The sequence below is a fragment of the Streptomyces sp. RerS4 genome, from assembly GCF_023515955.1.
In the GTDB taxonomy this organism is placed as follows: domain Bacteria; phylum Actinomycetota; class Actinomycetes; order Streptomycetales; family Streptomycetaceae; genus Streptomyces.
The window spans coordinates 2,214,315-2,232,107 of sequence record NZ_CP097322.1 but is presented as its reverse complement, the minus strand read 5'-3'; the positions used below and the strand labels follow the sequence as shown (position 1 = coordinate 2,232,107).

The 17,793-nt window shown below is 73.0% G+C and carries 20 protein-coding genes; 11 read left to right on the top strand and 9 right to left on the bottom strand.

Annotated elements, in window-relative coordinates; all coding sequences use genetic code 11:
• Positions 1-17: 17 nt before the first annotated feature.
• The 3 genes from M4D82_RS10245 to glnII form a co-directional block, all read right to left on the bottom strand.
• On the bottom strand, positions 18-611 hold the full coding sequence (locus M4D82_RS10245; RefSeq protein WP_249765744.1) for a winged helix-turn-helix domain-containing protein: 594 nt from the start codon (positions 609-611) through the stop codon (positions 18-20).
• 353 nt (positions 612-964) lie between these two features.
• Entirely contained in the window at positions 965-1,879 is a 915-nt protein-coding gene (locus tag M4D82_RS10240; RefSeq protein ID WP_249765743.1) for a DUF6891 domain-containing protein, read from the bottom strand.
• Between the two features lie 101 nt (positions 1,880-1,980).
• A complete protein-coding gene (gene glnII / locus M4D82_RS10235; protein WP_249765742.1) occupies positions 1,981-3,000 on the bottom strand; it encodes a glutamine synthetase in 1,020 nt (339 codons plus the stop codon).
• A 297-nt stretch (positions 3,001-3,297) separates the two neighbouring features.
• Between glnII and M4D82_RS10230 the strand changes: the two genes are divergently transcribed.
• The gene (locus M4D82_RS10230) at positions 3,298-4,167 is read left to right on the top strand and encodes a Gfo/Idh/MocA family protein (protein ID WP_249771661.1); all 870 of its coding nucleotides are present in this window, start codon (positions 3,298-3,300) and stop codon (positions 4,165-4,167) included.
• Positions 4,168-4,185: 18 nt separating this feature from the next.
• Here the strand turns inward: M4D82_RS10230 and M4D82_RS10225 are convergent, their stop codons facing one another.
• Positions 4,186-4,728 (bottom strand): cation diffusion facilitator family transporter, encoded by a 543-nt coding sequence (locus M4D82_RS10225; protein WP_249765741.1) that lies wholly within the window; start codon positions 4,726-4,728, stop codon positions 4,186-4,188.
• A 146-nt stretch (positions 4,729-4,874) separates the two neighbouring features.
• On the bottom strand, positions 4,875-5,246 hold the full coding sequence (locus M4D82_RS10220) for an ArsC/Spx/MgsR family protein (protein WP_249765740.1): 372 nt from the start codon (positions 5,244-5,246) through the stop codon (positions 4,875-4,877).
• A gap of 118 nt (positions 5,247-5,364) precedes the next feature.
• Between M4D82_RS10220 and M4D82_RS10215 the strand changes: the two genes are divergently transcribed.
• Positions 5,365-5,619, top strand: a complete 255-nt coding sequence (locus M4D82_RS10215) for a hypothetical protein (protein WP_249765739.1) — start codon at positions 5,365-5,367, stop codon at positions 5,617-5,619.
• A gap of 92 nt (positions 5,620-5,711) precedes the next feature.
• Here the strand turns inward: M4D82_RS10215 and M4D82_RS10210 are convergent, their stop codons facing one another.
• Both M4D82_RS10210 and M4D82_RS10205 read right to left on the bottom strand, forming a co-directional pair.
• The gene (locus M4D82_RS10210) at positions 5,712-6,599 is read right to left on the bottom strand and encodes a nuclease (protein WP_249765738.1); all 888 of its coding nucleotides are present in this window, start codon (positions 6,597-6,599) and stop codon (positions 5,712-5,714) included.
• A gap of 25 nt (positions 6,600-6,624) precedes the next feature.
• Positions 6,625-7,737, bottom strand: coding sequence for a PP2C family protein-serine/threonine phosphatase (locus tag M4D82_RS10205; protein ID WP_249765737.1), 1,113 nt, complete (start codon positions 7,735-7,737; stop codon positions 6,625-6,627).
• A 76-nt stretch (positions 7,738-7,813) separates the two neighbouring features.
• Between M4D82_RS10205 and M4D82_RS10200 the strand changes: the two genes are divergently transcribed.
• The 3 genes from M4D82_RS10200 to M4D82_RS10190 all read left to right on the top strand — a co-directional run bounded on the left by M4D82_RS10200 (position 7,814) and on the right by M4D82_RS10190 (position 10,908).
• Complete coding sequence (locus M4D82_RS10200) at positions 7,814-8,518, top strand: VIT1/CCC1 transporter family protein (RefSeq protein ID WP_249765736.1); 705 nt, start codon at positions 7,814-7,816, stop codon at positions 8,516-8,518.
• Positions 8,519-8,562: 44 nt separating this feature from the next.
• Positions 8,563-9,453 carry a TIGR01777 family oxidoreductase gene (locus M4D82_RS10195; protein WP_249765735.1) on the top strand — a complete coding sequence of 297 codons (891 nt, stop codon included), beginning with the start codon at positions 8,563-8,565 and terminating at the stop codon, positions 9,451-9,453.
• Between the two features lie 168 nt (positions 9,454-9,621).
• Positions 9,622-10,908, top strand: coding sequence for an FAD-dependent oxidoreductase (locus tag M4D82_RS10190; protein ID WP_249765734.1), 1,287 nt, complete (start codon positions 9,622-9,624; stop codon positions 10,906-10,908).
• A 51-nt stretch (positions 10,909-10,959) separates the two neighbouring features.
• Here M4D82_RS10190 and M4D82_RS10185 read toward each other — a convergent pair whose 3' ends face one another.
• A complete protein-coding gene (locus M4D82_RS10185) occupies positions 10,960-12,396 on the bottom strand; it encodes an NsdA family TPR-like regulatory protein (RefSeq protein ID WP_249765733.1) in 1,437 nt (478 codons plus the stop codon).
• 243 nt (positions 12,397-12,639) lie between these two features.
• Here M4D82_RS10185 and M4D82_RS10180 point away from each other — a divergent pair, with 243 nt between their 5' ends.
• The 6 genes from M4D82_RS10180 to M4D82_RS10155 all read left to right on the top strand — a co-directional run bounded on the left by M4D82_RS10180 (position 12,640) and on the right by M4D82_RS10155 (position 17,202).
• Positions 12,640-13,596, top strand: a complete 957-nt coding sequence (locus M4D82_RS10180) for a helix-turn-helix domain-containing protein (RefSeq protein ID WP_249765732.1) — start codon at positions 12,640-12,642, stop codon at positions 13,594-13,596.
• A gap of 109 nt (positions 13,597-13,705) precedes the next feature.
• On the top strand, positions 13,706-14,005 hold the full coding sequence (locus M4D82_RS10175) for a hypothetical protein (RefSeq protein ID WP_249765731.1): 300 nt from the start codon (positions 13,706-13,708) through the stop codon (positions 14,003-14,005).
• 90 nt (positions 14,006-14,095) lie between these two features.
• Complete coding sequence (gene lipB / locus M4D82_RS10170) at positions 14,096-14,893, top strand: lipoyl(octanoyl) transferase LipB (protein WP_249765730.1); 798 nt, start codon at positions 14,096-14,098, stop codon at positions 14,891-14,893.
• A 110-nt stretch (positions 14,894-15,003) separates the two neighbouring features.
• On the top strand, positions 15,004-15,957 hold the full coding sequence (gene lipA / locus M4D82_RS10165; protein ID WP_249765729.1) for a lipoyl synthase: 954 nt from the start codon (positions 15,004-15,006) through the stop codon (positions 15,955-15,957).
• Between the two features lie 339 nt (positions 15,958-16,296).
• Positions 16,297-16,494 (top strand): SCO2195 family GlnR-regulated protein, encoded by a 198-nt coding sequence (locus tag M4D82_RS10160; RefSeq protein WP_030233071.1) that lies wholly within the window; start codon positions 16,297-16,299, stop codon positions 16,492-16,494.
• Positions 16,495-16,503: 9 nt separating this feature from the next.
• Positions 16,504-17,202: a DUF4191 domain-containing protein gene (locus M4D82_RS10155; RefSeq protein ID WP_249765728.1), complete on the top strand. Its 699-nt coding sequence runs from the start codon at positions 16,504-16,506 to the stop codon at positions 17,200-17,202.
• Between the two features lie 92 nt (positions 17,203-17,294).
• Here the strand turns inward: M4D82_RS10155 and M4D82_RS10150 are convergent, their stop codons facing one another.
• Positions 17,295-17,762, bottom strand: a complete 468-nt coding sequence (locus M4D82_RS10150; protein WP_249765727.1) for an RDD family protein — start codon at positions 17,760-17,762, stop codon at positions 17,295-17,297.
• Between the last annotated feature and the right edge of the window lie 31 nt (positions 17,763-17,793).

The following is a 17,793-nucleotide window of genomic DNA, read 5'->3' as shown; positions in this document are numbered from 1 at the left end:
CCCACCGTCGTCCGTCCCTACGTCAGCGGCGAGTACTTGTACCCCACCCGGCGCACCGTCTGGATCGCGCCCCGGTGGGCGGCGCCCAGCTTGCGGCGCAGCCGGGCGATGTGGACGTCGACCGTACGGCCGTCGCCTACGTGCCCGTAGCCCCACACGGTGGTGACCAACTGGTCCCGGCTGTGCACCCGGTGGGGGTGGGCCACGAGGTGGGCCAGCAGCTCGAACTCCAGGTACGTCAGGTCCAGCACCGCGCCGTCCACCTCGGCGGTGCGCCGCGCGGTGTCGATGCGTACGAGCGCGTCGCCGGTGGTGACCGGCTCCGGCTCCGCCTTCGGCTCCGTCGGGCCGGGAACGGACTGCGGGGCGAAGGCGATCGGCGGCTGCTGGTCGGCCGGTACGAGGACCAGGTAGCCGACCATCGGCGGTCGGCCCGGCAGGGCCGGAACGGTGTGCTGGGGCGCGGGCAGCCAGGTGGCGCCGGGCGGGAGGAGGTCCACGACCCGGGCCGGCTCGTCGTGGTCCACGGCCCGCAGTCGATGACGCGGACCGTTCGGGAAGGGCAGGGGAGCGGAGGTCGCAGCAGAGGTGAGGGAGCGGGTGTTCGCCATGAGTGGTCAGCTCTTTCACGCGGAGTGGTCGGCAGGAGACGTGCGTCCGTACGTCGTCATCGCTTTCCGCGCAGACCGAAGGCCCCGGGTCTGATCCGGTCGGAGTCCCGGAGGCTTTAGAGGGTCGGCGCGTTCTTCACGCGGCGACACACCCGGTCGAAATCGTGGTCCTGACGGGACGGCCAGAACGGTTCGAGGTCGCTGCGACCTGTCGAGGTGTACGAGTAGCCGGCCATGGACGTCATTGAAGCAGACGGACGCGGCCCGAGGCAGGCTCCGTCTCACGTGCTGGAGCGGAATCTCAAATTCAGCAATCAAGGTTTCGTCAAGCCGCTACATTCCCGGCAAAACCCTCAACCCGTCAGCCGCTTCCGCCAGTCCATCCCGGTGACCCGTATCGCATCCTGAGCGGATCCGTCCCACCGCCACTCCAGCCCCACGGCGTCGAGGGCGGCCGTCACCTCCCGCCCCACGGCCACGGTGAGCCCCTCGCCGGACTCGAACCCCCCATAGAGCAGGTACAGATCGTGCCCGGCCGCCGCTCCCTCGGTGCACTGGCTGTGGAAGAAGACGAACCCCCGCGCCCCGGCCCGCGCCTCGGCCCCGATCTCCGCGAGACCGCAGGTGCGGCAACAGGTGAAGTTCTCCCGGGCCGTGACGCCGGCCGCTTCCAAGGCGGCGAACGCCCGCCCCAGCCGCTCGGGATCGGTCTCGCCCACCCAGCCGGCCTGCTCCTCGACCCGCTCCCGCCACAGCCGGTTGACCAGCTGCTCGGCCTGGGCGCGGGACACCGGCCGGACCCCGTCCGCGACGAGGTTCTCCTCGGCGTCCTCGATCAGCCTCGCCCGACCGGCGTAACCGCACCGCAGCCAGTCCCGGACGGTCTCGGAAAGCCGCTCCTCCAGGACGGGGTCGAGCGGCGGCACGTCCTCCACCGGGAAGTCCAGCGGCTTCCAGGCCGGGCCGAGGTCCCAGCCCTTGTCGCGCGCCGCCCAACGGCGCATCACCTCGACGACCTCCGCCGCCGTCGGGACGAACGCCTGGAAGTGCCGGTCCGGGGCGCCCGCCCGGTGCTCCAGCTGGTAGTCGCCACCCGTCTCGTGCCAGACCTGGACGAAGACGTCCGGATCATCCGGCAGTCGGGACACGACGACGAAGTGGTCCCCGTCCCCGCCGACGCGCTCCACGAGTTCGGACAGCTTCGCGAGCGTCGGGCGGTCGTGGCGCTCGCCGCGCTCGGTCTCGATTCTGATGCTGATCGCCTGCATGGGGACACCCTGCCGGCCGCCACCGACAGCGCGGCGCCCGGCCTCCGGAGGGGGAGGGCGGGCGCCGCGGGGTCAGGGGCGGGGTCGGGTCCGGGTCCGGATCAGACCAGACCGTCCTTCTCCAGGCCCGTGCAGCAGGTGTCCGTGATCAGGCGGGTGACCACGTACGGGTCGACGTTGGCGTTCGGGCGGCGGTCCTCGATGTAGCCCTTGCCGTCCTTCTCCACCTGCCACGGGATGCGGACCGAGGCGCCGCGGTCGGAGACGCCGTAGCTGAACTCGTTCCACGGGGCGGTCTCGTGCAGACCCGTCAGGCGCTCGTCGATGCCCGCGCCGTAGTTCTTGACGTGGTCCATCGGCTTGCTGCCCTCGCCCAGCGCCTCGCAGGCGGAGATGATCGCGCGGTAGTCCTCGCGCATCGCCTTCGTGGAGAAGTTGGTGTGGGCGCCCGCGCCGTTCCAGTCGCCCTTCACCGGCTTCGGGTTCAACGTCGCGGAGACGTTGAACTCCTCGGCCGTGCGGTACAGCAGCCAGCGCGCGATCCACAGCTGGTCGGAGACCTCCAGCGGGCCGACTGGGCCGACCTGGAACTCCCACTGGCCGGGCATGACCTCGGCGTTGATGCCGGAGATCTCCAGGCCGGCGGCCAGGCAGTGGTCGAGGTGCTTCTCGACGATCTCGCGGCCGAAGATCTCGTCCGCGCCGACACCGCAGTAGTAGCCGCCCTGCGCCGCCGGGAAGCCGCCGACGGGGAAGCCCAGCGGGCGGATCCCGTCGAAGAAGGTGTACTCCTGCTCGATGCCGAAGATCGGGGCCTGGTCCGCGAACTTCTCCGCGATCGGACGCAGCAGCGCGCGCGTGTTCGACTCGTGCGGGGTCATGTCGATGTTCATGACCTCGCAGAGCACGAGGACGTTGTCGCCGCCGCGGATCGGGTCCGGGCAGGAGAAGACCGGCTGGAGCACGCGGTCCGAGGCGTGGCCCTCGGCCTGGTTGGTGCTCGATCCGTCGAAGCCCCAGATCGGCAGCTCGGCTCCGGCGGCCAGGATCTTCGTCTTGGAGCGAAGCTTCGCCGTCGGCTCGGTGCCGTCGATCCAGATGTACTCAGCCTTGTAGCTCACGGGCCCCATCCTGACTCTGCGGGTGCTGCGGATCGCCGCTGCGGATCGCCATGGTGTTGACGGCAGCGTGCCCCGCCGCGATTTCCCGTCCGTTGCCCGTGTGTGAACCCCGTGTTACCGAGGTTTACGCCGCAGCTCGGACGGTCTGTGCGGGTCGCATGTCGTACGACCGTCCGAGTGCGGCAGACTGGGCGGGTGAGCATTTCGTACGATTTGAACGCCTCCGCCGCCGCCCCTGCCGTCGAGTCGGCCGCCGACCCCGGCACCGGCCCCACCACCCCCCGCCCCCGCGTCGGCCTGCTCGGCACCGGCCCCTGGGCTCGACGCACGCACGCCCCGGCGCTCGCCGCGCACACCGGCTCCGACTTCGCCGGCGTGTGGGGCCGCCGCCCCGAAGCCGCCGCCGAACTGGCGCGCGCGTACGGCGTGAAGGTGTACGAAGATCCCGAGGCGCTGTTCGCGGACTGCGACGTCGCCGCCTTCGCCCTGCCCCCCGACGTACAGGCGCCGCTCGCCGTCCGCGCGGCCGCCGCGGGCTGCCACCTCCTGCTCGACAAGCCCGTCGCCACCACGAGCGAGGCGGCACGGGCCGTCGTCGACGCCGCCGCGCTCCACCACGTCGCCTCCGTCGTCTTCCTGACGCTGCGCTTCGCCGAGCCCACCGCCGGCTGGGTCGCCGAACAGGCCGCGCGCTCCGGCTGGTACACCGCCTCCGCGCACTGGCTCGGCGCGGTCTTCCCGCCCGACGGCGCGACCGGCGCGTACGCCGAATCGCCCTGGCGCAGGGCCAAGGGCGGGCTGTGGGACGTCGGCCCCCACGCGCTGTCCGTCCTGATCCCGATCCTCGGCGACGTCGAGGCCGTCACCGCCGCGCGGGGCCCGTCCGACCTGGTCCAGTTGGCCCTGCGGCACACCTCGGGCGCGGCCGGCACCGCCGTGCTCAGTCTGGGCGCGCCGCGCGCGGCGGCCGGGGTGGGGCTCGAACTGCGCGGGGCCGAGGGCGTCTTCGCGCTGCCCGACTGGAGCGACGTACCGGGCGCCTACGGGCGGGCCCTGGACGCGCTCCTGACGGCGGCCCGTACGGGCGTGGCGGACCCGCGCGACGCGGCGTTCGGGGCCCGGCTGACGGAGATCCTGGAGCGGGCGGAGGCGCAGCTGGCCCCCTGAGCGGCGGCCGTCACGGCGCTACTTGATGAGGGCGTTGGCGACGATGACGGCCAGGCCGATGGTGGCGTCGGTCAGGCCGATCAGCAGCGCCGAGGCGAGCCGGTGGCCGACGCGGACGGCGACGAAGGCGCCCCAGGCGAAGAGCAGCGCGGTGTTGACGCCGAGGCCGACGGCCGTGACCCCGTAGGACTCCCAGTGCGCGAATCCGGCGACGACCAGGAGGAGCACGGTGGGCAGGGCGGCCACGATCATCGGCCACTCGTTCCACAGGGCCCGCGCGAGCACCCGCCGGCGGTGCCCGACGGAGGCGGTCGGGTGGCCGGTCATGTGGTGGGAGTACCCGTGCGCGAGCGCGGCGGTGGCGGCGGTGACCAGGACCCAGCTGGCGTCGTAGAAGGGCGTGTACTCCTCGCCCTCCTGGGTGAGCGCGGCCAGCAGCCCACTGGCGAGCACGGTCCCGTACACCCCGCCGAACATCCAGTCGGCGCCCCGCCGGGGCGGGGGGATCGGGTACCCACCGGCTTCCGGCTGCGGGGGAGGGGTGCGGGGCGACTCGTTCACGAAGGGCCGTCCTTGGGGGGTCGATGGTGTGGTTTGGTGTGGTTTGCTCCTTTTTGCTGCGGACCCCACCCTACGAGGCGCGGGATGGGGACGGTGTGAGGGCGGGGCGGGGGCGGGGGCGGCGCGGGCGGAAGGGCCCCCGGGGCTCAGCCCTTCCGGGACAGGGCCTCGCGCACGGCCTCGTCGGAGCGGGCGATGACGGCCGTGCCGTCCTCGGCGGTGATGATCGGGCGCTGGATCAGCTTCGGGTGGGCGGCCAGGTGGGTGATCCAGCGCTGCCGGGCCTCCTCCGTCTCCTCGCGCGGCAGGTCCCGTACGCCGGTCTCCTTCGCGAGGGGGTCGGAGGTGCGCGTGATGTCCCACGGCTCCAGCCCGAGGCGGCCCAGCACCTCGCGGATCTCGGCCTCGGACGGCACGTCCTCCAGGTAGCGGCGCACGGTGTACGCGGCTCCTTCGGCGTCCAACAGGGTCAGCGCGCTCCGGCACTTCGAACATGCGGGATTGATCCAGATCTCCATGCCCACCAGCCTAGGAGAAGGGCGGCGCGACCCCGTCCGGCCAGGGGCTTTTGTCAGTGCCCGCCGGTAAAATCGAGGGAGCACGACAGGAAGCCAACTACCGTTTGGGAGGCTGTAGATGGCCGCTGCCGCGATCATTGTGATGCCGAAGAAGAAGCCGCTGCCGGCGGGTCTGCCGCGCGAGTGGTACGAGAGCCACAACCGCCGCCTGAAGGCGATGCGCCTGGCGATATCCCTGCTCGACACCGGCACGTACGACCCGCGCCGCGCCACCAACCGCAAGATCCGGACGATGGCGGTACGCGTGGGCATCCACCGCCCGTCCAACCTCACCTGCCGGATGGTCCGCGCCTTCATCGCCGCCCAGGTCTGACGCGCCGGCCGCTCCGCCGGGGCCGCACGCCCGGCGGAGCGGTGGTCTGGTCTTGTCCGGTCCGGCCGTCCGGACCTCGCTCACGCCTCCGCTCATGCCTCTTCGAAGGTGATCTCCTCGACGGGGTGGGTCATCCTCACGGTCCTGCCGTCGTCGGAGACCTTGACGATGTGCTGCAGGCCGGTGAACGGGTCGGCCTTCCCCTGGAGGTAGTACGCGTCACCGGCCCCGGCGAGGAAGGCGGGCAGGCAGGCCAGGGGCGCGCCCTCCAGGCCTAGGTCGAGGTAGTCCTTCAGCCGACGGAACAGCTTCGGGAGGATCACGGCCCCGTCGTCGGCCGTGAGCGAGGCCATGTCGACGACCTTCGCCCCCTCGGTGGTCGCGTCCTTGGCCCACACGCCCTTCCTGGGCGTGGAGTTCCGCGCCGCCAGCGCGGCGACGGTCAGTGCGGTGCGCAGGTGGTCGGGGAAGCCGGTGTAGTAGGTCGGGTAGGCCAGGCCCTCCTTGACCAGGTGGTGGTTGGCCGTCTTCTTCAGCTGCTCGACGTCGACGTCGATCTCGTACCCGTTGAAGGCCGGCGGGTTCTTGCGGCCGACCAGGGCCACGCACCGGCCGTACATGTCGGCCCCGCCGGTGAGGATGAAGCCGGGCACGGTCTCGGGGATGGTCGAGATGATGAATTCCTTGTCGTCACGGTGGAAGTCCGTGAAGCCGAGCCACTTCAGCAACTCGTCCGCGGCCTGGTGCGCCAAGGGCAGGGGCTGGTGCCGTATCCCCGACGTGTCGTCCCCGTAGTGGGTCTCCAGGGCGTCGATGGCCTCCAGCCGGATGGCGGCGCGGCCGTCGGCCTTCGGCAGGATCGGGCGGGCGCCGGGCACGAGCCGCCAGTCCGCCACGTTGTCGGGGGTGAAGGCGACGGTGTCGCCGTCCGGTTGGAGGCCCTTGGCCCGGAAGGTTCCCCTGATGATCAACATGGACATGGTGACTCCCATTCGTCGTGATCGGTTACGCCGAGTAGGCATTCCCAGGGCCGTGCGGGTCCGGGGACAGCATCAGCAGGGCCACGTCGTCGCGCGGACCGCCCCCGCTGAAGGTGGCGAGGTCCCGCCAGACCGCCGGGACCAGGCCCGCCGGGTCGTTCGCGAGGACCCGGACCCGGATGGCGAGCGGGTAGAAGTGGCCGGCCGCGTCCCGGGCCTCGGTGACGCCGTCGGTGTAGGCGAGCAGCCGGTCGCCGGGCCGCAGCGGGAGTTCCCTGACCGGCGGGAGCACCGGCCCGGCCAGGCCCAGGCCCAGCGGAGGGCCCGGCTCCGCCGCCACCTCCGCGACCGAGGGTCCCCGTAGCAGCAGGACGGGGGGATGGCCGCAGGAGACGACGCGTACGAGGTCCAGCCCCGGCGGGAACTCCAGCAGCACGGCCGTCGCGAACAGCTCCGGGTGCGGGGCGCAGTCGGCGACGGCCTGCGCGTCCGCAGTCAGACGCCGGTCCAGCCGGGCCGCGACCGCCACCAGCTCGGCGTCGTCGAGCACCGCCTCGCGGAAGGCGCCGAGCAGCGCGGCCACCGTACCGACGGCCGTCAGCCCGTGCCCCTGCACGTCCGCGACCACGGCCCGTACCCCGTACGGGCCGGCCCGTACGTCGAACAGGTCGCCGCCGACGAGCGTGCCGGTCTGCGCCGCCCGGTACAGGGCCGCGCAGCGCACCTGCCCGACCTGCTCCGGAACCGGCGGCAGCACCGCCATCTGGGCCGCCTCGGCGACCGTGCGGACGCTGATCAGCTGGGCGTCCCGACGCCGCCGCACCCAGGCGATGACCACGCTGAGCACGCCGACGAGGGCCACGGTGGCCAGGTCCGTCCCGCGCGCGTGGGCCACGTTCAGCTGGGGCAGGCCGAGCAGGGCCAGGACCAGCGCGGCGAAGACGGCCGTGCCCGTCGCCCCGTACGAGAAGGCGGCGACCGGGGGCAGGCCGGCGAGGAAGTAGCCCACCTCGACGTCGCCCGGGGTCAGCCACTGGGTGACGCACAGCACGACCATGGCCACCGCGGGCGCGAACCGGGCCCAGCGCGGTGGCGGCGACCCGTGCAGCCCGCCCGGCTCCTGCCGTCCGCGTCTCACCCCTCCACCCTGGTACGAGGGCCCGGCCCGCGCACGCCGGGTGGCCGCGGCGGGCCGGGGCCCCGACAGTGGTGCCGTGACGGACACACAGAGCACCGACCCGCGGAGCGCCGCTATCAGCACCCGGCTGAACTGGCTGCGGGCCGGGGTCCTCGGCGCCAACGACGGGATCATCTCGACGGCCGGCCTGGTGGTGGGCGTGGCAGGAGCCACCACCTCGCGGACCGCGATCCTGACCGCCGGGGTGGCGGGGCTGCTGGCGGGCTCGCTGTCGATGGCGGTCGGGGAGTACGTGTCGGTCAGCTCCCAGCGGGACTCGGAGCGGGCCGCCCTGGAGGTGGAGCGGCGGGAACTGGCCGAGGAGCCGGAGGCGGAGCTCGACGAACTCACCGACCTGCTGATGGCGCGGGGCCTGGAACGGGAGCTGGCCCGCGAGGCCGCCGAGCAGCTGACCGAGCGGGACGCGCTGCGGGCGCACGCACGGGTGGAGTTGGGCATCGAGCCCGACGAGCTGGCGAACCCGTGGCACGCGGCGTTCGCCAGCCTGGTCGCCTTCACGGTGGGGGCGCTGCTGCCGCTGCTGGCGGTGGTCCTGCCGGGGGCGTCGGAGCGGGTGCCGGTGACGGTGGGGGCCGTACTGGCGGCGCTCACCCTGTGCGGGCTGGTCAGCGCCCGGCTGGGGGCCGCCCCGGCGGGGCGGGCGGTCCTGCGCAACGTCCTGGGCGGGGCGGTCGCCATGGCCGTCACGTACGCGGTGGGCACGTGGCTGGGTACGGGCTGAGTCGCACGGCGCGCGGGGCTGTGGCCGGGCCCACACTGGGGGGCATGCGTATCGCCCTCACCGGATCCTCCGGACTCCTCGGCCAGGCCCTCGTACGCTCCCTGCGCGCCGACGGGCACGACCTCGTGCGCTTCGTGCGGCGCGCGCCCTCCGGGGCCGGGGAGGCGCGCTGGGACCCCCGCGAGGGGTACGTCGACCCGGCCGGGCTCGACGGGTGTGACGCCGTCGTGCACCTGGCCGGGGCCGGCGTCGGGGACCACCGGTGGACGGCCGCGTACAAGAAGGAGATCCGCGACAGCCGGGTCCTCGGCACCGCCGCCATCGCCCGCGCCATGGCCGCCCACCCCACCCCGCCGCCGGTTCTGGTCTGCGGTTCCGCCGTCGGCTACTACGGCGACACCGGCGACCGGCGCGTCGACGAGTCCGCCCCGGCCGGCCGTGGCTTCCTGGCCTCCGTGTGCGTGGAGTGGGAGGCCGCCGCCCGCCCCGCCCGCGAGGCCGGGATCCGTACGGCGCACGCCCGTACCGGCCTGGTGGTCTCCGCCGAAGGCGGCGCATGGGGGCGCATGTTCCCGCTCTTCCGGGCAGGGCTCGGCGGCCGGCTCGGCGACGGGCGTCAGTACTGGCCGTTCATCTCGCTGCACGACGAGATCGCCGCCCTGCGGCACATCATCGACACCCCCTCCCTCTCCGGCCCCGTCAACCTCGCGGCCCCCGAGCCCCTGACCAACCGTGAGGTCACCGCCGCCATGGGCCGGGTCCTGCACCGCCCGACGGTGTTCGCCGTACCGGCGCCGGCCCTGCGCCTCGTCCTCGGCGAGTTCTCCGAAGACGTGCTGGTCGGTCAGCGTGCCGTGCCCACCCGCCTGTTGGAGTCCGGCTTCGCCTTCACCCACCCCGGCATCGAGCAGGCGATCAGGGCAGCGCTGCATTAGGTCGGTCGGTCAGGCGCACCGACTGACCACGTGCGACCGTTCGTGACCCGGATGCGACCGTCATGCGACCGGAGTTGTGCGTAATACCCGGCCGGACTCGGGTTCTCCTGGAGCCCGTTGGGGGAAGGAGGATCCCCACACAGCCGCGCCGACCTCGGGGAGGGGCACGTGCTCAGCAGCACACACCGCGCCGTACACCACGCCGCACACCGTGCGGACGTCGTCATCGTCGGAGCCGGAGTCTCAGGACTCGCGGCCGCACACCACCTGATCGCGGCGGGGGTCACGGTCAGCGTCCTGGAGACCGCCGCCGATCCCGGCGGCCGGATGGCCACCGCGTCGGTGGACGGCTTCCACCTCGACCGGGTCGGCCAGCTCCTGAACACCTCGTACACCGAACCCGCCCGCACCCCGGGCCTGGAGGGGCTGGTCCTGCGCCCCTTCGCACCCGGCGTCCTGGTGGCCGGCGCCGACGGCAGGCAGCAGCGGGCCGGGGCCCTCACCCCCGCCCGCGCCCTGGCCAGCGGCTCCCTCGACCAGGCCCGCCTCAGCGCCGCCCTCGCGCGGCTCGCCGCCCTGCCCCCGGACCGGGTGCTCGCCCGGCCCGAACGCACCGCCCACGCCGCCCTGCGCACCCGCGGCCTGCCGCCCCGTACCGTCAACGGGATCCTGCGGCCCCTGCTCTCCGCCCTGCTGCGCGACCCGGAGCTCACCACCTCCAGCCGCGTCGCCGACCTCGCGCTGCGCACCTTCGCGCGCGGCCGGCTCGCCGTCCCCGAAGGCGGCGCCCGCGTCCTGCCCGACCTGCTCGCGGCCGGGCTGCCGGCGGGCACGATCCGCACCGGAGTCCGGGTCCGCTCCGTGTCCACCCACCTCGTCACCACCGAGGAGCACGGCGACTTCGCCTGCCGCTCCGTCGTGCTCGCCACCGGCGCCCGCGCCGCCGCCGACCTGCTGCCCGGCCTGCGGGTACCCGCCTTCCACGAGGTCACGGTCATCCACCACGCGACGCCGGCGCCCCTGCCCTGGGACGGCTCGCTGCTCCTGGACGCCGACCCGAAGTGGCCCGTCGCCCACACCACCGTCATGAGCGCCGTCGACCCCACCCGGGCCCCGGCCGGCCGCGGCCTGGTCACCACCACCGTCCACGGCCCGCCCCCGCCCACCCGGACCGTCGCGGCCCGCCTGGCCCGGCTCTACGAGACCTCGACCCGGGACTGGGACCTGCTGGCCGTCCACCACACCCCGGAGGCCGTCCCCGCCATGCCCCCGCCGCACGACCTGCGGCGCCCGGTCCGCGTGCTGGCCGGGCTCTACGTCTGCGGCGACCACCGCGACTCCAACACCGTCCAGGGCGCCCTGCACTCCGCCCGCCGGGCCGCCGGCGCCCTCCTGCGCGACTTCGGCATCCCGGTCCCCACCCACTCCCGCCCCGCCGTCCCGGCGGCGGCCTGACCCACCGGGACCCGGTCCCGGTGGGCCGGGTCCCGACCACCCCGAGGCGGCTCAGGACAGCGCGGCCACGCGGTCCCGGTACGTGCGGACCGCCGCCGCGTCGCGGTACGGCTCCAGCCGCCGCTCGAAGTCCCGTACGTACTCCACCGCCCGCACCGATCGCATCTCCATCGCCTGCTGCGCCGCCTCCGCGCCCAGCGCGCACGCCTGGTCCAGCTCGCCCAGCCCCAGCCGCGCCGTCGCCAACACCACCCGGCAGAACAGCCGCGAGCGCGCGAACCCCGGCGCCCGCAACTGCAACGACCGCTCCGCGTGCTGCGCCGAGGCCCGGTACTGCTGGAGGTCCCGGTGGCAGTGCCCGAACTCGTCCGCCAACTGCCCTTCGTCGAACAGCCGGGCCCAGTGCGGTACGTCGTCCCCCGGCCGGGCCGCGCCGAGCGCCCGCTCGGCCCGCACCAGGCAGGCCGTCGCCGCCCGGACCTCGCCCAGCACCGCGTGCCCGCGCGCCTCGGAGGCGTGCAGCAGCGCCTGCACCACCGGCGGCGGACCGGAACCGACGCCCTGCTGGGCGACCCGGGCCAGCTGGACGGCCTCCCGGCCGTGCCCGAGGTACACCGCCTGACGGCTCATCGTGATCAGCACGTACGAGCCGTAGGCCCGGTCCCCGGCGGCCTGGGCGAGCCGCAGCGCCTGCACGAAGTACCGCTGGGCGAGCCCGTGGGCGGCGATGTCGTACGAGGTCCAGCCCGCGAGCCGGGTCAGGTCGGCGGCGGCGGCGAACAGCCGCCGCCCGGTGGTCTCCCCGTACGTGCCGCGCAGCATCGGCTCGGCCTCGTGCTCCAGGTAGCGCACGAGGGCCTGGCGGGCGTGGCCGCCGCCGTAGGTGTGGTCGAGGGTGCGGAACAGCTCGCTCACGGACCGCAGCGCCGCGATGTCCCCGCTGGTCACCCGCTGCCCGGGGCCCCGGTCGATCTGGCGCTGGCGCGGGACGGTGGTGCGGCCCTGCGCCGGCACCCGGGCGGCGGCGTCGGCGCCGCGCCCCACGCGTTCGTCGGCCCGCCCGATGAGCCAGTCCCGGCTGGGGACCACCAGCCCGGCCGGGGTGAAGGCGATCTTGCGCAGCTCGGCGTGCGACCCGGAGTCCTTGCGCCACAGGCCGCTCGCGATGTCGACGGCCTCCTCGGGGGTGGCCGCGAACTCCAGTCCGGCGTAGACGGGCGCGCACGCGTCCAGGCCCAGGTCCTGGGCGGACAGCCGGCGGCCGAGGCGTCGGGTGAAGACCTCCGCGATCAGCGCGGGGGTGGTGCCGCGGGGCTGCTGGCCGCGCAGCCACCGGGTCACGGAGGTCTTGTCGTACCGCAGATCGAGACCGTGCTCCAGGCCGAGCTGGTCGACGCGGCGGGCGAGCCCGGCGTTGGAGAACCCGGCCTCGGCGATCAGCGCCGCGAGCTGCCGGTTGGGGACACGCTGGGCAGGTCGTTCCGTCATCGGCTCCACGGTTTCCTGACGTGACGGACCGGAGTCCCGGCCCTGTGAACGGCGCGAATGTAGCGGCGAACTTCGCCCGCACCGTCCTGTCTGCCCCACATTCATCCGATCGTGTGCAGAACCAACCTCGGGGTGGACAAATCGCCATGACAAGGAAGGAGCCAAGCAGTCAATATGACCGCGCCTGACGTGGCCCCGGCGCCCGGTTGAGTCTCCCCCAGGGGGAGACACCAGGCTGGGGGCATGGACAGCGACACGCTCTATTCCATCGGAGAGCTATCCCGCCGGACCGGCCTGCCGGTGAAGACCATCCGGTACTACTCCGACCAGGGCATCGTCCCCCCGACCGACCGGACCCCGGCGGGCTACCGGCTCTACGACGCCGACGCCCTCGCCCGCCTGGACCTGGCCCGCACACTGCGCGATCTCGGCCTCGACCTGGCGACCGTGCGCCGGGTGTTGGACCGGGAGGCGTCCGTCCGGGACGTCGCGGAGGCACATGCCGACGCCCTGGACGTACGGATCCACACGCTCCGCCTGCGCCGGGCAGTCCTGCGGGCAGTCGCCAACGGCCGTGCCACCACCAAGGAGATGGACCTCATGCACCGACTCGCCCACCTTTCCCGGGGCGAACAACGCCGACTGGTCGCGGACTTCGTCGACGAGACCTTCACCGGCCTCGACGACAACCCGGAGTTCGTGGCCCTGATGCGGTCCGCCGTGCCCGAGCTGCCCGACGATCCCGCACCCGAACAGATCGAGGCCTGGGTGGAACTCGCCGAACTCTGCCGGAACGCGGACTTCCGCACCGCCGTACGTCGCATGGCCGAGGAACAGGCGCGGGAGCCCTCCCGGCAGGACGTCGGGGCCTTGCACGACGGCATCGACCGGGCGATGCGCGAACGGATCGACGAGGCCGTGGCCGCCGGCGTCCTCCCCGCCCCCGAGCCGGGCGCGCGCCCCGCCGACGCGCTGGGAGGCCTCTACGGTCACGCGTTCGCGGGGGCCGCCGGCGGCGATCTGCGCCGCTGGCTCCTCGCCCGCCTGGGGATGACGGCCGCCCCGCTTGCCGAGCGCTACTGGCGGCTCCTGGCGACGATCAACGGATGGCCCGTCTCCCCGACCCTCGCCCCCGTCTACACCTGGTTCACCACCGTTCCCCGGGCCACCCCCGTCGCGGGCCGGCCGGACACCCTCTAGCAGCTTGCGGCGCTCTCGGGGGAGGACAGGGGCTCGCTCACTCGGATGTGTGCGGATCGGGGAGGACCCTTTACGGGTCGACCCAAGGCGTCCACGTACGCTGCGGGCCATGACCCGCCGACCCCAGGGGGCGCACCTCCCCGACGCGTACGCAGAATCCACGGCGCCGTTGCCCGCGCCCGAGCTGACCGAGGCCGAGTGCCGGCGGTGCGGGACGTACATCGCGGGTCTGGACGGGCGCTACGCGTGCGGGGTGTGCGGCTGGGTCAACGACCACTCGGAGGGCCACCGCCGGCTGCCCCGTGCCGACGAGGACCCGGACCGGCCGCCCCAGGGCCGCAGGCGCCCCCGACAGTGGCCGAGCCCGCCCCCGCAGGGCCCGGCGGAAGGCGCCGACGGAGGGGCCTGACGGCTCGCGCCGGGGTCGCCGTACCCTTGCCGAGTGCGATACGTGCACACAGCAGGTTCCACACAGCAGGTTCAACGAGGAGGCGCTGCGGTGACTGAGCTTCGGTTTGTCCATCTGGGCTTCGGGCCGGAATCCGTCGAGTACACCGAGGCCTGGGAGGAGCAGCGGCGCGTGCACGCCGCCCGCTTCGCCGACGAGATCGATGACACCTGCCTCCTCGTGGAGCACCTGCCCGTCTACACGGCCGGCCGGCGCACCGACCCGAGCGAGCGCCCGCTCGACGGCACCCCCGTCATCGACGTGGACCGGGGCGGCAAGATCACCTGGCACGGGCCGGGCCAGCTCGTCGGCTACCCGATCATGAAGCTGCCCCGCCCGGTCGACGTCGTCGCCCACGTGCGGCGCCTCGAAGAGGCCCTGATCCGCACCGCCGCCGACTTCGGCGTGGCGACCACCCGGGTCGAGGGCCGCTCGGGGGTCTGGGTGCTCGGCGACCCGGTCGAGGAGCGCCCGAAGCTCGGTGGGCTCTCCCTGGACTTCGACCCGCGGCTGCACGACGACGAGTTCGACGCCCGCCTCAACGGTCCCGAGTACGCCCCGTCCAACGCCGGCCAGCGCCGCGAGGACCGCAAGCTGGCCGCGATCGGCATCCGGGTCGCCAAGGGCGTCACGATGCACGGCTTCTCGATCAACGTGAACCCGGACAACACCTGGTTCGACCGCATCGTCCCGTGCGGCATCCGCGACGCCGGTGTGACCTCGCTCTCCTACGAGCTCGGCCGCGAGGTCACCATCGCCGAGCTGCTGCCGGTGGTGGAGCGCCACCTGAAGGACGTACTGGAGAACGCAGAGCTGCGGCCGCGCGAGATCGAGCCGGCCGCCGGGTAACCGGGCGGGGAATGCGTCCGGCGACCCCCGGGTTGCCCGACGTAAGAGCGTACGAAATTACGGGCGTACCCTGGTGGGCGCCGAAGAATCGAAGTCACAGGGAGCCGGTCGTGTCCGCAGTCGCACCCGACGGACGCAAGATGCTGCGCCTGGAGGTCCGTAACAGCCAGACCCCCATCGAGCGCAAGCCCGAGTGGATCAAGACCCGGGCGAAGATGGGTCCCGAGTACACGAAGATGCAGGCCCTGGTGAAGGGCGAAGGACTGCACACGGTGTGCCAGGAAGCCGGATGTCCCAACATCTACGAATGCTGGGAGGACCGCGAGGCCACCTTCCTCATCGGTGGCGACCAGTGCACCCGGCGCTGTGACTTCTGCCAGATCGACACCGGCAAGCCCGAGGCCCTGGACCGCGACGAGCCGCGCCGTGTCGGCGAGTCCGTGGTGACCATGGACCTCAACTACGCAACGATCACCGGCGTCGCCCGCGACGACCTGGCCGACGGTGGCGCCTGGCTCTACGCGGAGACCGTGCGCCAGATCCACGAGCAAACGGCGGGCCGCGAGGGCGGCCACACCAAGGTCGAGCTGCTGGCCCCCGACTTCAACGCGGTCCCGGAGCTGCTGGAAGAGGTCTTCGCCTCCCGCCCCGAGGTCTTCGCGCACAACGTCGAGACCGTGCCCCGGATCTTCAAGCGCATCCGCCCCGGCTTCCGCTACGAGCGCTCCCTCGACGTGATCACCAAGGCGCGCGAGTACGGCCTCGTGACGAAGTCGAACCTGATCCTCGGCATGGGCGAGGAGCGCGAGGAGGTCAGCGAGGCGCTGCGCGACCTGCACGCGGCGGGTTGCGAACTCATCACGATCACCCAGTACCTGCGTCCCTCGCCGCGCCACCACCCCGTCGAGCGCTGGGTGAAGCCGGCCGAGTTCGTCGAGCTGGCGAAGGAGGCCGAGGAGATCGGCTTCTCCGGCGTGATGTCCGGCCCGCTGGTCCGGTCCTCCTACCGCGCCGGGCGCCTCTACACCCAGGCGATGGAGAAGCGCGGCGGAGCCGTAGCGTAGGTTGCGGGCCCGCCCGAGGTACGAGGGTGGGCACGCGGCCGGAGCGGTGGCGAGGCGGAGCTCGACCGACGACACGGGAAGCGCGGCGGAGTCGCGAGCGTGTGACGCGCGCTACGCGGCGGACTGTGTGAACTCACGCACAAAACCTTACCGGGGGGTAACCCGGTAGTGGCGCGGCCCCTAGGCTCATTCGAGGAAGAGCCTGGCGGGCCGCGCCATTGTGTGGAACACGTCGATCACAGTTGACCGACCGGTCACGCCCTGGTAACACCTGTCAGTGACGCTGGGTCCACGCACCGCTCACATTCCGATGCGAGTTCCGAGAGAGGGATCGACATCATGCAGGCCGCGCCCGTCCGCGCCATCGCCATCCCGTCCTTCACCGAAGCCTTCCGCGGCATCGAGTCGCTGCTCATGAGCGGCGCCCGGCGCAACGCCTGGACGGCGGTCCTGGAGGACCGTCGCAGGGCCAAGGACCGGGTCGAAACCGAGCACGTACTCGAGGCCGCGGCGACCCGTACCCCGCAGGCCACGTAAACTCGCCCTATGGCGAGGAAGTCAAACGCAGAGACTGCTGCGAACCCCGGGCGAATGAAGCAGATCGCCCTGACGTACAAGATGACGCGCAAGGCCGACCCGAAGGTCGGTCTGATCGTCGCGGGCCTGGGAATCGTCACCTTCGGTGTCTTCCTTGCGATCGGCTTCCTGATCGGCCACCCGGTCTACCTGGGCATCCTGGGCTTCCTGGTGGCGTTCCTCGCGATGGCGATCGTCTTCGGACGTCGGGCCGAGCGGGCTGCCTTCGGGCAGATGGAGGGACAGCCGGGCGCGGCCGCGGCCGTACTGGACAACGTGGGGCGGGGCTGGACCACCACCCCGGCCGTCGCGATGAACCGGAACCAGGACATCGTCCACCGTGCCGTCGGCAAGGCGGGCGTCGTCCTCATCGCGGAGGGCAACCCGAACCGGGTCAAGACCCTCCTGGCGGCCGAGAAGAAGAAGCTGGCCCGCATCATGCCCGACGTGCCGGTCCACGACTTCATCGTGGGCACCGGCGAGGGCGAGGTCCCGCTCAAGAAGGTCCGTACGACGCTGCTGAAGCTCCCGCGCGTCCTGTCGGGCCCCCAGATCACCCAGGCCAACGACAAGCTCCGGGCCATGGGGGACCTCATGAGCAATATGCCGGTGCCAAAGGGCCCCATGCCGAAGGGCGCGCGCATGCCGCGCGGCGGAAAGATGCGCTGACTCCGTATACACACAGCCGTATACACACAGGGGCGCCCCCGAAGCCGGATGGCTTCGGGGGCGCCCCTGTGTGTCCGTCTGGATCTGTGTGTCTAGATCCGGACCTGGACCGCGCCCGCGAGCCGGTCGTGCAGGCCGCGGCCGTCGCGGTCCCAGATCAGGGCCGGGATCACCAGGGCCAGCAGCGCCGTACGGAGCAGCACGCGCGGGACGCCGAGGCGGCCGCCGTCCTGCCCGACCACCCGGAGGCCGACGATCCGCTTGCCGGGGGTGAAGCCCACGGTGCTCACGGTCAGCAGGGTCAGGGCCAGGAAGAGGCCCAGCGTCCAGTTGCCCGCGGCGGCCAGGTCGCCGCCCGTGATCAGTCCGTATGCGATCAGCTGGCAGCCGATCCAGTCGATGGCGACGGCGCCGAGCCGGCGCCCGAAGCGGGCCACGGAGCCGGGCCCCGACCGGGGCAGACCGAGCCGCTGGCCCGGGTACCCGAAGTCGACGCCCATCTCCTCGGCTGCCGCGCGGGGGCCGGAGAGCCAGGATCCGATTGCTTGCCTGTTGTCCACCCGACCACGGTACCGGTGGTGCTTCCCGGCC

What these genes read in the sequence shown, in the direction of transcription:
- M4D82_RS10245 (WP_249765744.1), bottom strand. Translation starts at nt 611, where the DNA reads ATGGCGAACACCCGCTCCCTCACCTCTGCTGCGACCTCCGCTCCCCTG.
- M4D82_RS10240 (WP_249765743.1), bottom strand. Translation starts at nt 1,879, where the DNA reads ATGCAGGCGATCAGCATCAGAATCGAGACCGAGCGCGGCGAGCGCCAC.
- M4D82_RS10220 (WP_249765740.1), bottom strand. Translation starts at nt 5,246, where the DNA reads ATGGAGATCTGGATCAATCCCGCATGTTCGAAGTGCCGGAGCGCGCTG.
- M4D82_RS10215 (WP_249765739.1), top strand. Translation starts at nt 5,365, where the DNA reads ATGGCCGCTGCCGCGATCATTGTGATGCCGAAGAAGAAGCCGCTGCCG.
- M4D82_RS10210 (WP_249765738.1), bottom strand. Translation starts at nt 6,599, where the DNA reads ATGTCCATGTTGATCATCAGGGGAACCTTCCGGGCCAAGGGCCTCCAA.
- M4D82_RS10195 (WP_249765735.1), top strand. Translation starts at nt 8,563, where the DNA reads ATGCGTATCGCCCTCACCGGATCCTCCGGACTCCTCGGCCAGGCCCTC.
- M4D82_RS10185 (WP_249765733.1), bottom strand. Translation starts at nt 12,396, where the DNA reads ATGACGGAACGACCTGCCCAGCGTGTCCCCAACCGGCAGCTCGCGGCG.
- M4D82_RS10180 (WP_249765732.1), top strand. Translation starts at nt 12,640, where the DNA reads ATGGACAGCGACACGCTCTATTCCATCGGAGAGCTATCCCGCCGGACC.
- M4D82_RS10175 (WP_249765731.1), top strand. Translation starts at nt 13,706, where the DNA reads ATGACCCGCCGACCCCAGGGGGCGCACCTCCCCGACGCGTACGCAGAA.
- M4D82_RS10160 (WP_030233071.1), top strand. Translation starts at nt 16,297, where the DNA reads ATGCAGGCCGCGCCCGTCCGCGCCATCGCCATCCCGTCCTTCACCGAA.
- M4D82_RS10155 (WP_249765728.1), top strand. Translation starts at nt 16,504, where the DNA reads ATGGCGAGGAAGTCAAACGCAGAGACTGCTGCGAACCCCGGGCGAATG.